The sequence below is a fragment of the Marinobacter sp. BW6 genome, assembly GCF_008107725.1.
Taxonomy (GTDB): Bacteria; Pseudomonadota; Gammaproteobacteria; order Pseudomonadales; family Oleiphilaceae; genus Marinobacter.
Genome location: NZ_VIRN01000035.1, coordinates 148524 through 164806 on the forward strand (window position 1 = coordinate 148524; position 16283 = coordinate 164806).

Genomic DNA, 16283 nt, shown 5'->3' on the forward strand with positions numbered 1-16283 from the left:
TTTATGGGCCTTTTCGACCTACTGCGCTCAATGGTTTCAGATGACAAGGAGAGCGTTTCTGCGCAAGCGGGGTTTGAACTACGCGCGGACTCGTCTGGCGTGTTGTTTTTCGTAGAACCGGCAAAGTTCGCCGAGCTTAAGCGAGGTAAGGGGCAAGCTTTTCAGAAGATGCAGCTCGTTGCTCTCCGAATGCTTGAAGAGCAGGGTTTTGCGGAACCTATGGCCAATGGCTACCACATTGGTGCTGAGAACATTGCTGGCCTCGATGATGAGCAGGCGGATGTTCTTAACCTGCCCTCAAGATTTCCTGGGGAGTTTCGTACTGAAATCAGCGGGCGAACCGGCAATAGCGGCTTCCGGGTGACTGCAACCACTGTGATCAATGGGGAGACCGCTCCTTTTACTAGGAAAGGGCCGTTTCTCTATCTGACATCCACTGAAATCTATCGACTGACTCCTCCAGAGCTTTTTGCACTCCAGGCGCTGGACCATCATCAGCAATTGCGTCCTGATGACAGAGGCGAGGGTGCGAATCTCCGTTTGATGGCCGAGCTTCAGACGGCGCAACGCAATGGCATGAATCTGGACTTGGGGCATTTCCAAAAACTTGATGTCGTTGTACCGGAAGGTATAGGCGTTGTAGCAACCAAAATGCCCGACGGCAGTCTTTTCCTTAGCCCAAGTCTCGGTGATGGATCGACAACGGAAGAGCTTGGCAAAAGATGGGACCAGCTTGATTTTGATACGGACACTGGCGGCGCGCTAAGGATTGGCAAGCGGGTTGTTCTTTTGGAGCCAGAGAAGGTTCAGGCCGTAAAAGAGGTATTTGGCAACCGGCGGATTCCGGCAGATAAAGTTCAGGAGTTTATAGAAACGCCAGGTGCCTTCCTCGATGCCTCGTTGGTCAACCTCGAGCTTGGGTTTTCTGTGCGCGTTGAGGGGGTAGGCAAGCTCCAGCACATGGAGTTTGGCGAAGCTGACGCCAAGAAACAGGATTGGTTTGCACTTGATAAACTTCCAGCGCCTCCCGACTCATTACCCAAGGTAATTCAGTCAGAGGAAGAGTTGTCCCAATTTAAAGAGGCGGTTGAAGCGGCCTGGGGGCAGGGTGCCGATACCTTGTCTTTTAATGGCGAAAACATCGATGTTTCAAATCGTCAGGCGGTTTCAGCGCAGCTTGAACAAATTACCGAAAAGCTTCGAAATCCGCAGGCCTACGAAGAACCTTTGGATGACGAAACTCCTGTTAGCAAGGAAAAACTCAGCCTGGTTCTGAAAGAAGCCGAGGAGTTGCATGCAGAGCTCCAGCAAAAAGCCAAGGAGTCCCCGAGCACACTAGAGCCAGATTGGGAACTGTACGCGCGCCAACCCTTTCCCCACCAAAAGGAAGGTATTTCCTGGATGTTGGGTTTGATTGAACAGGCACGGAATGAAAAAGCGGACAATCTTTACCGCCTCCAGGGAGCGCTGCTCGCTGACGATATGGGGCTCGGCAAAACCTACATGAGCTTGGTGGCCGTGGGTGAATATCTGCGGCGCCAAAAAGAATCAAGTAAACAGCAAAAACCTGTATTGGTTGTCGCTCCACTCAGCCTGCTTGAAAACTGGGAGGATGAAGTTGGGGTCACTTACAACGGCATACCTTTCAAAGATATTGTTGTGCTTCAATCTGGCCGGGATCTCGCCAAATATCGTGTCAAAGGTGAAAAACGGGAAGCGGCGCAGATGGCGGAGATCCTGGATAATGACCAGGTGATAGATGAAGATGCGATTCGCTATGCATTGCATATCGGCCCAGATGCGGGTGCCAAGCGGCTTGATCAGGAGCGCAGACTGGTGCTTGCAACTTACCAGACCCTTCGCGATTACCAGTTCTCTCTATGTCGAATCGACTGGGGAATGGTGATTTTCGATGAAGCGCAGAACATCAAAAACCCCAATACCCTTCAAGCTAGAGCTGCAAAGGGGCTCAAGGCAGATTTCAAATTACTGGCAACAGGTACACCAGTCGAGAACAGTCTGGGTGATTTCTGGTGCCTTTTGGATACCGCCCAGCCTGGCTTGCTGGGGAACTGGACGACTTTTCGGGATACCTGGATAAAGCCGATCTTGGGGGCAGATGAGGAAAACCGCGAATCAGTCAGAGCGGCCCTGGGTCAGAAGCTTCGGGATGCTGTAGGGCCATTCATGCTTCGGCGGGTAAAAGAAGACCAACTCTCCGGCTTGCCAGCGAAGACAATTCGCTGCGGCGTCCCGCAGCCTAACCATGGAAATCTGGTCTATACCCAAGAGCTCACGAGCACGATGGACGGAGCTCAACGCAGAGCTTATGAAGACGCGCTGAAAGGGTACCGTGAACAACAGGCAACCGAGGACATGCGCGGAAAAGCGCTTTCTGTACTACAGCAACTAAGGGAGATTTCACTCCACCCCCGCCTTCGACACGAAGCGGAACTGGTGACCAATGATGCCCAATCCGCGAGAAATGTGATGAAGGAGTCCGCCAAGCTGGCCGTGCTTCTCGGTTCTCTGGATTCCATCAGGAAACGCGGCGAAAAAGTCATTCTATTCATGGTTACCAAACGTCTGCAGCGCCTTCTAAAACTTTGGCTCGACCAAATTTACGGCTTGGACATTGCTGTGATAAATGGTGATACCGCAGCTGTCGCAAAAAAATCCGATGTGCTCAGCCGCAAACAACTGATTACTCAGTTTGAAGCCAAAGACGGATTCAATATTATGATTATGTCCCCTGTGGCAGCAGGGGTCGGCCTGACCGTGGTAGGCGCCAACCACGTCGTCCACTTGGAACGGCATTGGAATCCAGCAAAAGAAGCCCAGGCATCGGACCGGGTTTATCGGATTGGCCAAACAAAGCCAGTCAGCATTCATCTGCCGGCAGTGTTACACCCTGAGTACGATGCCTTCGACGTCCACCTTGACCGGTTGTTGCGAGGCAAGCTTATGTTGAAAGACGCAGTTGTGACGCCTGAGGCAGTATCTGAAAATGAAGTATTGAAATCGATGGGGCTTTGAAATCATGCCGCTATTAATAGGAATCGTTGTATTGTTCTCAATTTTTAAAATCTTGCCAGAGGGGTGGGTTGTACCAGTCGGGCTGATCCTAGGTGTTTTGTATTATTTGGTAAAAGAGATAATGGCAGGGTCGAAGTAGATCTTTAGCGGCGCTCTGCTACTAACGATGAGGGCATGCTGTATCTGGGTTAATGGTTCACTTCCTCAAATACATAAAAAAATCAACCAACTAAGCCGCAAAAATTTACAAATACCCCTTCCACTTTGCACCAATCTGACGCATCATCCTACTCATAACTAAAACGTAACGTCTTATAAGCGACAGTGGATGTCGGCCCCTCTGGTTAGCATCCCTTCTTGGATTAAGAGTCGCTTCAAGATCAGGGATTCGGTATGCAAGCACTTTACGCTCCAGGGGCGCGAGTAGTTATCCGCGATTGCGAATGGATCGTCCGCAGGGCTGACCCCAGCGATGATGGGGGTTACATCCTCACCGTGGATGGCCTGTCAGAACTGGTTAACGGCAAAAGCGCTCGCTTCCTCACCCGGCTTGAAGAGGCGGAAGATGCCATCCGCGTGCTGGACCCCGCAGAAACCAGCTTTGAGCAAGACCTGACCCCGGGTTTTGAAAAAAGCCGCTTGTTTATCGAAACCCAGTTACGCCAGATTACCCCTGCAGACCAGCGTATCCACCTGGGCCACAAGGCCGCCATGGATCCGGTTCCTTACCAGTTGGATCCAGCCTTACAGGCGCTCAAGCAGAATCGTCAGCGTATTTTGATTGCAGATGCCGTAGGTCTGGGTAAAACCCTAGAAGCAGGCATCCTGATGACTGAGCTCATGCGGCGGGGGAGGGGTAAGCGTATTCTGGTGCTTACGCTCAAAAGCATGATGACCCAGTTCCAGAAGGAAATGTGGAACCGCTTTACCATCCCGCTCACGCGGCTCGACTCTGCCGGCCTCCAGCGTGTGCGCAACAACATCCCGGGCAACCACAACCCGTTTTATTATTACGACAAGTCGATCATCTCCATCGACACACTTAAGCAAGACAACGAATACCGTCGCCATCTGGAGCAGGCCTACTGGGACATCATCGTTATCGATGAAGCCCACAACGTGGCCGAACGCGGTAGCAGCTCCCAGCGTGCGAAGCTGGCACAATTGCTGGCGGGCCGTTCAGATACGTTAATCATGCTTTCCGCAACGCCCCATGACGGCAAGGCACGAAGTTTCGCCAGCCTGATGAACATGCTCGATCCCACGGCCATATCTGATCCTGATGACTACGCCAAAGAAGACTTCCGCGACAAAGGCCTGGTCATACGCCGGTTCAAGAAAGATATCCGCGACCAGGTGCAGCAGGAATTCAAAGAGCGGGTCGTGAACGACATCTACCTGGATGCCTCACCGGAAGAAGAGGTCGCTTACCAGGCTTTGCTAGACGTTCCCTTCACCTATCGGGGAGAACACAATGCCGAACGCAACGGCCAACTGGTTCGCATAGGTCTGCAGAAGTCCATCTTCAGCTCGCCGGCAGCGGCGCAGGTTTCTGTTGAGCAGCGCATCAAAAAGCTGAAGAGCAAAGACGAAACCACCGAGGATGAGCAACAGGAAATCGAGGCCCTGCAAAGCCTATTGCTGGCTCTCCGCAACGTCGATGCGGCTCACTTTAATAAATACCAGGAACTGTTGAAGCTGCTGAACAGAAAAGACTTTGGCTGGAAGAAAACCGATACCGAAGACCGGCTGGTCATCTTCAGCGAGCGCATTGAAACCCTTAACTGGCTGCAGGGCCAGATGATGGGCGATCTGAAGCTGAAAGACGACGCCGTACAGATTCTGCACGGCGGCATGAGCGATATCGAGCAGCAGGAAATCGTTGAAGCCTTCGGTAAACAGGAAAGCAAACTGCGCGTGCTGCTGTGCTCTGATGTGGCCAGCGAAGGTATCAACCTGCACTACCTGTCGCACCGGTTGGTGCACTTTGATTTGCCCTGGTCGCTGATGGTGTTTCAACAGCGCAACGGTCGGGTGGATCGTTATGGCCAGACAGAGACGCCAATCATCACCTACCTGATTAACCGTAGCGACAATCCCACGGTGAAGGGTGATCAGCGGATTCTCGAAATTCTGAAAGAGAAGGACGAGCAGGCATACAAGAACATTGGCGATCCCGCCACATTCATGAAAGTCCATGATCCGGAAGCCGAGGAAGGTCTCACGGCAGATGCCATGGCCAGTGGCACCGAAGCTCAAGAATTTGATGAGCAATACCAGCCGGATGACAGCAACGAAGGCGACGATCTTCTGGCCCTGTTCCTCAACCCTGAGGCGGCACAACCCAAGACAGAAGAAGAGGCCGAGCAGCACACCGCGGAACGGTACAGCCTGTTCCCCAGCGATTACGAATTTGCCCGTCAGGCCCTGGAAGCCATCAACCGCGACCGTAAGCAGGTGAACTTCACTGCCAATAACGAGAAGCAAACGCTAACGCTGACCCCGCCGGATGATCTGAACTACCGCTTCCGCTTCCTGCCATCGGAAATCAGCCCTGAAAATGGCAGCCTGGTGCTTACGGCAGATAAAACCCGATTTGAAGAGGAAATCCGTCGTAGTCGGCAGGATGAGAACGCCTGGCCCAAGCTTCACTATCTCTGGCCACAGCATCCGGCCATTCAATGGCTGGAAGACAAACTGCTGGCCCAGGTGGCTCGCCACAGCGCCCCGGTACTGGCATTGCCGGATGCGCCGCAGGTGAGCGGCACCCTTGAGCCGGGTGAGGCTGTGTTTCTTGTAAGCGGGCTCATTCCTAACCGAAAGGCGCATCCGGTCATCTGGCAATGGTTCGCCATCCGTTGCAAGAGCGGTTCAGTGGTTGAGGTGCAGAAGGGCGAGGAATGGCTACAGCAGCTGCAGTTGAACACCAAGCTGCCGAACCGCGCTCAGCCGATTGATCTCTCACAGCTTGAGGCTTTGCGTAGCCCAGTGATTGAGGCTGCAAAGTCTGAAATGTCGCAACACCAGCAGGAATACACGGCGGCGAAACAATCTGAATTGGCGCAGCAGCTCCAGGAACTGGAAGCCCTGAAAGGCCGGCAGGTCAAGCAGTTAGATCTTCAGCTGGAAGGTTCCGCCCAGGCTGAGCATTTCAAGGCCGCCAAAAAAGAAGAGCGCCTGAGCCGAATCGAACGGGTTTTTAACGAATACGAAACCTGGGTGCAGGACACCCTAACCATCGAGCCGGTGCCGTTCATCCAGATCATCGCCGTGTTTACCCGGGAAGACGACTAAAGCCCGGGTAGGGCAAAGGAGTATTACCAGATGGCCGTTCAGGATACCGCCGCCACGTTCATTGGACTGACTAACGAAAACGAATTCTTCAGCGCTCATTACCTGGCTGAAGTCTTCCAGGGTGATTTCGCCGATACCGTTAAAGACTGGGAGGCTCGTGAAGAAGCTTCGAAGGGAGAGGGGCGCGATTACACCACGCCTCATCGTGCCCTGCGGAATCTCAACCAGAGCTACTTTGCCCTGCGCCACAAACTCAAAACCGAGCGCAGTGCAGCCGAGCGAATCCGACTTCAGCGCGACTTCTTCAAAGATCTTACCTCGGTACTGGGTATTCCTTATCAGCCGGACAATCGTGAGGTGGCACCCAACACCGAACTGCCGGTACTTTCGGCCATGGGCGACCAGCTCTGGGTGCTTGGTGCGCTGGATGCAAACAACGAGGGCGAAGACCCGCTCTCTCTGAAACTGCACAGCAACCAGTTCTTCGGCACTGGCCCGCACCACGACAAACTGAAAAACACCGACTGGTACAGTATCCTCAACGAGGCCGTTTTCCGGCAGGACAACCCACCGCGATGGGTGCTACTGCTGTCCGACCGGCAAGGCATTCTGATCGACCGGTATAAATGGTCGCAGAACCGCATGCTGCGCTTTGACTGGGAAGAGATTCTCGGCCGCCGGGACGACAAAACTCTCAAGGCCACTGCCGTTCTATTGCACCGGGAAAGCCTGGCTCCCGAAGAAGGCCAGTGCCGTCTCGACAGCCTGGACGAAAACAGCCACAAGCATGCCTTCGCCGTATCCGACGATCTCAAATATGCCCTGCGGAAAGCCATCGAATTACTAGGCAACGAAGCTGCCGAACAATTGGTAGAACAGGCCCGCGATCGCAAGGAAGGCATCTACAGCGGGCAGAATGCTCTGGACGCGGACCAGCTTTCTAAAGAATGCCTGCGCTACATGTACCGCATACTCTTCCTATTCTACATTGAAGCGCGCCCTGAACTCGGCTATCTGCCTGCTGAAGACGAAACCTGGCGCATGGGGTATAGCCTGGACAGCTTACGTGACCTGGAAAGCGTGCGTCTGACCACTGAAGAAAGCCGCCGAGGCGAGTATTTTCATCAAAGCCTGCAGCGCATGTTCAGCCTTATCTACAAAGGCAATCAGGTCAGCCGGCAGAAAGACGATCTGCACGAAAGCAACGCCAATGCCTTCACCCTGCAGGGCCTGGACAGCCACTTGTTCGACCCGGCCAAAACCCCGATGCTGAACCGCGTCACCTTCAGCAATGAAACCCTGCAGCAGGTTATCCAGAGCATGTCGCTCACCCGGCCCACAAGCGGCAGAAAACGTCGGGGCCGCGTAAGCTACACCCAGCTTGGCATCAACCAGCTCGGCGCCGTATACGAAGCGCTGCTCAGCTACCGCGGCTTCTTCGCCACCGAAGACCTCTACGAAGTGGCCCCCAAAGGCCAGAACATCAACCCGGACGAACTGGACACCGGCTACTTCGTCACCCAGAGCCAACTGGACGAATTCGATGACAAAGAGCGCGTGTACGACAAAGTCCAAGGCAAACTCAGCCTGCGCGTACACCCCAAAGGCAAGTTCATCTACCGCATGGCCGGGCGCGACCGGGAAAAATCCGCCAGTTACTACACCCCGGAAGTCCTCACCAAAAGCCTGGTTAAGTACACGCTTAAAGAACGGTTGACGGAAGACGTAACGGCAGACGACATCCTTAACCTGACCGTGTGCGAACCCGCCATGGGCAGCGCGGCCTTCCTTAACGAAGCCGTGAACCAACTGGCCGAAGCCTATTTAACCCGCAAACAGCAAGAGCAGGGCGAACGCATCCCCCACGAGGACTACCAGCGCGAACTCCAGCGGGTAAAAATGCACATCGCCGACCACAACGTCTACGGGGTAGACCTGAATCCCATCGCCGTGGAACTGGCGGAAGTCTCCCTGTGGTTGAACGCCCTGAGCGGCGGCCACAACGTACCCTGGTTCGGCTACCAGTTGTTCACCGGCAACAGCTTGATCGGCGCCCGCCGCGAGGTGTACCCCAAGATCGCCCTGAAGAAACAGGCCAAAGAAGGCTACTGGTACAACAACGCCCCGCGCAGACTAAACCCGGAAACCTTGCAGAACCCGTCAGGCGAGGGTGGGCGTAGCGAAGGGGAGATCTACCACTTCCTGCTGCCGGACCCCGGCATGGCCGGCTACAACGACAAAGTGGCGAAACAACTGCGGCCGGATGCCTTTAAAAAGATCAAAGACTGGAAAAAAGACTTCTGCGCCCCGCTGGACGAGCAGGAAATCAAAACCCTGCAAAGCCTGAGCGACGCCGTAGACCGCCTGTGGCGCGAACACACCCAGATGCTGGAACAACACCGGCAGCGCACCGAAGACACCTACCCCCTGTGGGGCCAGGAACAGGTGGAAGAACACCACACCACCACTCGGGAAAAAGATAACCTGCGGGCCCACGGCATCTTCAACACCAATGCCCGAATCGCTTCCCCGTACCGCCGTCTGAAACTGGCCATGGACTACTGGTGCGCCCTCTGGTTCTGGCCCCTGGACAAAGTGGATGAACTGCCGGACAGACAGAAATGGTTGTTCGACCTGAACACCATCCTAAACAGCGCTGGAACCTTTGATTTCGCCCCGGAGCAGGAGAGCCTGCTGGAAAGTTCTGCCGCCCCTGAAGAGGAAAATCAGACAGAGCAGGGCGAAGACCTGTTCGCCAAACCGGTAGACGACCTGTTCGCCGCCGACGAACCTCAGCAAACCCTACGCGCCGAAACCCAGGCTGCCCGCGAAGTCAGCAACCAGCGTGGCGAACTCAACCTGGAAAAGCTGTTCAAAAACCCCTTCTTCAACACCCTGGCCATTGCCAACCAGCTGGGCGAACACTTCCGCTTTTTCCACTGGGAACTGGCCTTCGGCGATATCTTCGCCAACCGCGGAGGCTTCGACATCACCCTGGGTAACCCGCCCTGGCGTAAGGTGGAGTGGCAGGAAGGCGGCATCCTCGGCGACCACAACCCGGCCTTTGTGCTGCATAAACTAAGCGCTAAGCAGCTCACTGAGCAGCGAGAAGCCGCGTTCGAGCGGAACGCGGAACTCCGTCATAATTGGTTCTCGGAGCTTGAAGAAGCAGAAGGGGCTCAAGGATTTTTAAACGCCACTCAGAACTATCCTCACTTGGCAGGCCAAAAAGCAAACTTGTACAAATGCTTTTTGCCGCTTGCATGGATGAATTCAAACGAAAGAGGCGTCTCTGGTTTTGTCCACCCAGAGGGCATTTACGATGACCCCAACGGAGGTGCCTTTCGTCGCGAGGTTTATCGCAGGCTTCGCCAGCATTTCCAATACCAGAATGAGTTCGGATTGTTTGAAGGTACAAATGATCATGGTCGGATGCGCTTTGGTACTCATGTCTACGCGGCACCGACTGACACGCCGAAGTTCTACAGCATTAACAACCTTTATCACCCATCGACTGTTGATAGCTGCTTCTCCCATGATGGCTTAGGACAGGTGGGTGGTATAAAGGAAGAAACGATAGAAGCCAATGGTAAAGTTACTACACGCTGGAACACCAACGGCCATCATGACCGAATCATCGAAATCGGCCAGCACGAACTGGCCCTGTTTGCGCAGCTTTATGACGAAGCTGGCACCGATGCCCTGGAAGCGCGCCTTCCGGCCTTGCACGCCCGCCAGTTGATGGCGGTGCTGGATAAATTCGCTGCCCAACCCCGGCGGCTGGGGGACCTGAAAGGGCAGTACTACTCCACACAGCACTGGAACGAAGTCAACGCCCAGCAAGACGGCACCATGAAGCGAGAAACCCGCTTCGCGGAAAACCCGGAACAATGGATACTCTCCGGTCCCCACTTCTTTGTCGGTAACCCGTTTAACAAAACCCCGCGGGCCGAGTGCACCCAGAATAGCCACTACGACATCCTTGACCTGCAAACTCTGCCGGACGACTATCTTCCGCGCACCAACTACATCCCCGCCTGCGATTCCGACACTTACCGCGACCGCACCCCGCGCGTGCACTGGGTGGAAGAGGGTGAGCATCGGGAGCGGTTGGTGACGGAGTATTATCGATTGGCAAACAGAGAAATGATCGGCCCATCTTCCGAGCGAACACTCATTACCACGATCATTCCCAAGGGTGCGGCCCACATCAATACTTGCCTATGTTCGGCGTTCAAGTCCGAGCAAACCATGCTGGATTATTTCAGCATGACGCTATCGGTGGTTCTGGATTACAGAGTGAAAAGCACCGGTATGGGTCACGCGAACACCTCACTGATTAACCAGCTCCCGGTGCTAACGGATAATCGGGTACGCAATGCGCTGCATGTTCGCGCAATGGCATTGGTGAGTATTTCCAATCACTACGCCGACCTCTGGCAATCGAACTGGCAAGATAGCTTCCAGCAACAACATTGGGCCACCCGCGAACCCATCGCCGCGCTGCCCAAGGACTTCTTCGCCAAACTCACCCCCGAGTGGCAACGCCACAACGCCCTGCGCACCGACTACGCCCGCCGCCAGGCTCTGGTCGAAATCGACGTCCTTGTCGCTCAAGCCCTCGGCCTCACGCTGGAAGAACTGCTCACCATCTACCGCGTCCAGTTCCCCGTCATGCGCCAGAACGAAGCCGAAACCTTCTACGACCAAACCGGCCGCATCGTCTTCACCCCCAGCAAAGGCCTGGTAGGCGTAGGCCTGCCCCGCAAGGCCAACAAGAAGGAGCTGACCGAAGGCACCTTCTACTGCATAGACACACCAGAAAGACAAGAAGACGACATCGCCCTCGGCTGGGAAGACATCCAGCACCTGCAGGAAGGCAGCGTCTACAAAACCTACCTGGATGACACCCTGCCGGGTGGGCCAGTGGAGCGAACAGTGGAATACAAAGCCCCGTTCTTCCGGCCGGATCGGGAGGGGGATTATCGGGTGGCTTGGGAGGTGTTTTCTCAATCCGCAGGAGGAGAGTAATGAAACAAGCATGTATTCGAATCATTGCACTTACCATGCTTTGGGGCCTGTCTGCCATGACCTACGGTGCGACTTTCAATGCAGAAGAACCTCGTGATCACGGTGCCTGGTCTTCCGTCAAATTGTCGCTTGGAGATCAACGGTTTTACCGTGCCATTAATATTGATGATTACTCGGATATGCGGGTGATGATCGATTTTGATTCAGAAGAATGCGAGCCGGAACTGGAAGTTCAGATCGACAATAATCGCAGTTTCTCCGAGACCGAGACTATAGGCATCAGGAAGGTTGCGGCTCGGGTTGACCGTAAACCCATCCATGAATCCTTGATTCAATTAGCCACTGTGTCTGGTGATAACACGCTTTATGGCTATGTCTTGGTCGGTGACCTTCCCCGGCTTATCTCGGAGATGCGGCTTGGGCAAATGGTGCGTTTCAAATTTTCTATGGCTGATGAAAGCTCTGACCCCATGTATGCGGAGCTCTCGCTGAATGGCTCCCGAGCGGCCCTGGATAGAGCACGCGCTCTTTGCAGCCAAGACCAGGTCGGGCCAGAGGAGTATTTCGAAGAAGGCGGCACGTCACAGGATGAAAGCGCCGCAGAGTATTTTTAAAGAATTTTCCGAGACCTCGTAGTAGGTCAACTATTGGCAAGGAGAAGTAAATGATTGATTTTGATAACAAAGGTTTTTTCAAGCTAAAGCAGAACGGGGACTACGGAGACAGGGTTCGAGACCTGCTCCTTGATGGTGAGGAGGTGATTGACTCCTACAAATCCATGCGCGATGGCGTGGTGTTCACCAACAAAAGAATTATTTCAATCAATGTTCAGGGTATTACCGGTAGCAAAAAAGATTTTACCTCTTTGCCCTACAAAAACATTGTGGCTTATTCCGTTGAGACTTCGGGCACTTTTGATCTTGATTCCGAGCTGGAAATCTACTTCTCATCCCTGGGCAAAATCCGGTTTGAGTTCACCGGTAATGCGGCCATTGTCGAAATCTCGAAGCACATCTCCCGGCACCTTTTGTAAGGCCGTGGCTTTTCTGAGCAGGTGATTGGATGCGGTTAAAAAATGTCGTAAAGGCTGCGCTGCTAGCCAGCCTTTTGGGAAGTGGGAGTGCTGTCGCTGAGGACTGGTCCCGCGAGGCCATCCTCAAATTTGATACCCGGGAAGTGCTCGGCGCACTCGAAGATGCCCTGGTGGTGCATGATGAAATCCCCACGTTGGAGGAAAGCACTTTTATTGGCCGAGATCAGGGGGATGCGGAAGCGGATCTCGACGAGCTGGTAGAAGATGCGATGTCGTTGTTCGAATCAGAGGCTATCAACGATCTGCGAACGCAATATCGCGAGCTTGAGGAGCGTATCGAAGAGCAGAAAAAGAACCTAAGCGAGTATCGCTCTGAACGCGTGTTGGCGGTAGAGGATGGGCGCAGTTTGCGAACGCAGCTGATGCCCGGAGATACCCTAAAGAGCTATGTCGCGGTGACTAAAGCAGATTACGACATGCTTATCGAAGCCTCTGAAAACAATATTGAGGCTTACGAAGAAGAAAAGGCACGGACCATGACTCAGATGAGTCAGGCTCTGAATGCCATCGGTGTCGATCTCGACTCTGATCAGCTCGAGGCGATGATGTCCTCTGTAGTGGGCGATGACATTGTCAGCATGTCCGTGGTGTTCAATGCCATAAAAGATATGACCACCCAGCTGGCAGAACTGACCCAGAGCTCTGGTGAGGATCTGGCTCATGCCAAGAAATACTACGGCATGGTGGTCGTTCTGCACCGGATTATGGCCCATATGCAGGCCAGCTTCATTGCAGATGTGGACGAAACATACCTCCCGAAACTTACTCAGTATCGCGATAACGCACAGTCAAACATTGAGGAATCAAGGGACCTGATAAGCGAGGGCGGCAACGAGGAAACCCTCGAAAACAACATCGAGTCGAACAAGCTCACCATACGAGTCATTGAACTTTACGCGGACATGCTTGAGGGACAAAGAGACAAGGTTGCCGCAGCTCACGAGGTGACGGTGCGTGAGATGAAGGTGGCTGACAACACCTACCGCACGGTGTCTTTGAGCTCCTCCGTGGTCAGCATGATTCGCGAAGGCGCCAATACCTTTGATCAGCTTATCTCCTTGCAGATGCCCGATATCCGGGAGTTCCAGAATGAAGAGGTTCGTGAGGAATTCCGGAATTTGACAGAGCGGTTGGCGCTTTGAGGTTTGGCAGAGGTTGGCAGCGAAATGCCATCGAAACTGATATCGAAGTTAGTGAACGACAAATGCTTTTTTTTTGCTTTAAAGGAACTGTTGTATGAAGAATGTTTTTGCACTGCTGCTGGTACTCATTACAACGACGGGCTGTGCCGGCTTTCAGTCAAACAATCTCCCCAACCTGTCCGAATCGGACATGGATTTCGTGAAACAGGATAACAAGGTGGTTGTTTTTTCCCGATTCAAGGTCGACAGCACCAGTGTAATCCTTGATCGAGACATAGCAGCGTCGTACCAGAAAAAGAAATTCGATGAGGCGCTGGTTAACTCTGGATGCTGCGAAATTTCTGATGACTCGGCGAATTCAGACCTGGTCTTGTCGGTGAAATCTACTGACCACAGCAATTCCGCTGCTGTAATTCCAGCGATTCTAACTGGAGCCTCTCTATATACGATCCCTTCCTGGGTAACAGAGACCCGCGATTTCGAAGTCCAGGTAGACAACAAGCAGGGAAAGACAGAGACGTATGAGCTCAGAGACTCCTTCGTGCTGGTTCAGTGGTTACCAATGATGTTCGCTTTTCCCTTCCAGGGCGGCCCCATCGCGAATGGTGAGGATCTGACCCAGAACATTGTCAGGAATCTGTTACTGCAAATTGAGCGAGACGATTTTTTGAAAGATTCCCAGACAACGCCTGATATGTCGCTGTCGAAAAACTAAAACGAACAAATGGGGTAAGTGTGTCTGCATCCGACAACGTAATCCAATCTTTGACCACGATTAGCGCGCTCTTCGCAGATCGATGCTTTCGCGTGCCGGACTACCAGCGAGGGTATGCATGGGAGGCACCTCAGGTGGAAGCGCTTCTGGAAGATTTGGAGGTTCTCGCTGAATCTGAAATCGGCCTTAGCCTGCATTACACGGGAACACTGGTTCTCGTACCTTCCGCCAAGTCAGCGGGCGACCAAGAGGTTTTCGATATCGTGGATGGTCAACAGCGATTGACCACGTTGTCGATGCTCCTGAACATTCTCATAAAAAAATGTGCTTGCGATGATGATGACCAGATACCACTAGATGATTTATATCAAAAGTACATCTCAAGAGGCGTTAAGGGCATAAATGAGATTCCGACGCTCAAGCTGAACAGTGATATCGAACCGTTTTTCCGTCGGCTACTGGATGACAAAGCTGAGGGGGAAAACATTGAATTTCTCTCTGAGAAACGACTAAAAGACGCCTACAGGAAAATGAATGCCTGGGCGGAAGAAAATGCGAGCACCACGAGAGACGCTCGTAAGTGGATAGACGTTGTCACTTGCGGCCTGGGGCTGATCGTATATCAGCCTCAAGATGAAAACGAAGCTGGGATGATGTTTGAAGTAATTAACAATCGTGGCAAGCCCCTGACTGAACTTGAGAAGGTTAAGAACTACCTCATCTACTACGCGATTAAAAAAGATGCATCCAAGCTCAAGGATACGATTAACGAAGAGTGGGGACGCATTCTCAAGCACTTGGCGCTCGCCCATCAAATGCGCGATATCGATAATCAGCAGCTGTTGCGCTCTGCCGCGATCGTTTATTTCGGGTTCAGAAAGCAGGAAAGCAACGCTGCCTACAACAAGATCAAGGAGGAGTTTTCCCTCCATGACAATGACCTAAGCCACGCAAAGAAGCTCTCAGATTTTGTTGAATTTTTATCCCGTTGCGCCCGATATTATGAGGCTTTGTTCAACTATAAATCCCGTTTTCGAGATGATGATTTGTTCAAGGGAACAGGCATTGTTGAACAAATTGAGTTGATAAGGGCGCAAACCGCCCATTCGGGGATCCTACCTTTATTTCTCTGCCTGATGTGGCTTTACCACAATCGTGTGATCAACGAGAAAGCTCTCCACGCAAAATTACATTTGATAGAGCGAGTGAATTTTCGAGTGTACATGATACCTGTTGGTGGCGTTCGCTCAGACAGCGGTCATGGGGAGCTGTTTCGGATAGCTCATGATCTTTTTTGCAGACTTGGTGGTGATACCAGTGCCCAGCTACCTGATCACGAAATAGAAAAAGCGTTAGCCGAATGCGAGTTCTGGTTGAAAGAATTCGCTTTTGAATACGGCCATCGGAACCTGGACGAGTTTAAAGAGTGTTTCAGATTAAACCCGTTGGACACTAACCAGGATTTTTATAAGTGGCGCGGGCTCAGATACTTTCTCGTGAACTATGAGCAGTACCTTGATCCCTCACGAAAGATCAACATTGACCTAGTTAAACAGAGACGTGATTCCACGAGTCGGCACAACGACTATTTCTCAATAGAGCATATTTACGCCCAGAGCTGCGAGCTTGCAGGAAAAGAAGAGCTGGAAACTGCGCGTCAAAAACGCCGGCTTGGAAATTTCATGCTTCTGGAATGGGGCGTAAATAGTAGTGTCAGCAATAACCCGATTGAGGAGAAATTGGGGCACCTGGAACTGAACGCCAATAAGGAAAAGGGTACCAAGCTAGCCCAGACGGGAAGACTATTTGATGATTTTGAAACGGTATTTGGCCAAAAGCCTCGGGATTACAGAAAGAAGTTGAAGGATAAAACCCGGTTTAGAAAGTACAAGGAACTCCTTAATCATGCGGAAGCAAGGTTGATTGATTTTGCTGAAAGTCGATGGGCGTTCGATTCGGAAAAAAACTAAGG

At 52.8% G+C, this 16283-nt stretch carries 8 protein-coding genes; all 8 read left to right on the top strand.

The features are described 5' to 3' along the window. Window positions 1–3: 3 nt before the first annotated feature. Window positions 4–3036, top strand: a complete 3033-nt coding sequence (locus FMN52_RS00870) for a DEAD/DEAH box helicase (RefSeq protein ID WP_148606837.1) — start codon at window positions 4–6, stop codon at window positions 3034–3036. 393 nt (window positions 3037–3429) lie between these two features. After that, a complete protein-coding gene (locus tag FMN52_RS00875; RefSeq protein ID WP_148606838.1) occupies window positions 3430–6330 on the top strand; it encodes a DEAD/DEAH box helicase in 2901 nt (966 codons plus the stop codon). Window positions 6331–6360: 30 nt separating this feature from the next. After that, the gene (locus FMN52_RS00880) at window positions 6361–11361 is read left to right on the top strand and encodes a class I SAM-dependent DNA methyltransferase (RefSeq protein ID WP_148606839.1); all 5001 of its coding nucleotides are present in this window, start codon (window positions 6361–6363) and stop codon (window positions 11359–11361) included. Further along, window positions 11361–11975, top strand: coding sequence for a hypothetical protein (locus tag FMN52_RS00885; RefSeq protein WP_148606840.1), 615 nt, complete (start codon window positions 11361–11363; stop codon window positions 11973–11975). The genes FMN52_RS00880 and FMN52_RS00885 overlap by 1 nt, the downstream gene beginning before the upstream one ends. A 50-nt stretch (window positions 11976–12025) precedes the next feature. After that, on the top strand, window positions 12026–12394 hold the full coding sequence (locus FMN52_RS00890) for a PH domain-containing protein (protein ID WP_148606841.1): 369 nt from the start codon (window positions 12026–12028) through the stop codon (window positions 12392–12394). Window positions 12395–12423: 29 nt separating this feature from the next. After that, window positions 12424–13596 carry a hypothetical protein gene (locus tag FMN52_RS00895; RefSeq protein ID WP_148606842.1) on the top strand — a complete coding sequence of 391 codons (1173 nt, stop codon included), beginning with the start codon at window positions 12424–12426 and terminating at the stop codon, window positions 13594–13596. Window positions 13597–13690: 94 nt separating this feature from the next. Further along, window positions 13691–14311, top strand: coding sequence for a hypothetical protein (locus FMN52_RS00900; protein WP_148606843.1), 621 nt, complete (start codon window positions 13691–13693; stop codon window positions 14309–14311). 20 nt (window positions 14312–14331) lie between these two features. Beyond that, complete coding sequence (locus FMN52_RS00905) at window positions 14332–16281, top strand: DUF262 domain-containing protein (protein ID WP_148606844.1); 1950 nt, start codon at window positions 14332–14334, stop codon at window positions 16279–16281. Window positions 16282–16283 lie beyond the last annotated feature (2 nt).

Excerpts from the sequence above, each read along its gene's own strand:
- FMN52_RS00890 (WP_148606841.1), top strand. The coding sequence starts at position 12,026 with ATGATTGATTTTGATAACAAAGGTTTTTTCAAGCTAAAGCAGAACGGG.
- FMN52_RS00895 (WP_148606842.1), top strand. The coding sequence starts at position 12,424 with ATGCGGTTAAAAAATGTCGTAAAGGCTGCGCTGCTAGCCAGCCTTTTG.
- FMN52_RS00880 (WP_148606839.1), top strand. The coding sequence starts at position 6,361 with ATGGCCGTTCAGGATACCGCCGCCACGTTCATTGGACTGACTAACGAA.
- FMN52_RS00875 (WP_148606838.1), top strand. The coding sequence starts at position 3,430 with ATGCAAGCACTTTACGCTCCAGGGGCGCGAGTAGTTATCCGCGATTGC.
- FMN52_RS00900 (WP_148606843.1), top strand. The coding sequence starts at position 13,691 with ATGAAGAATGTTTTTGCACTGCTGCTGGTACTCATTACAACGACGGGC.
- FMN52_RS00870 (WP_148606837.1), top strand. The coding sequence starts at position 4 with ATGGGCCTTTTCGACCTACTGCGCTCAATGGTTTCAGATGACAAGGAG.
- FMN52_RS00885 (WP_148606840.1), top strand. The coding sequence starts at position 11,361 with ATGAAACAAGCATGTATTCGAATCATTGCACTTACCATGCTTTGGGGC.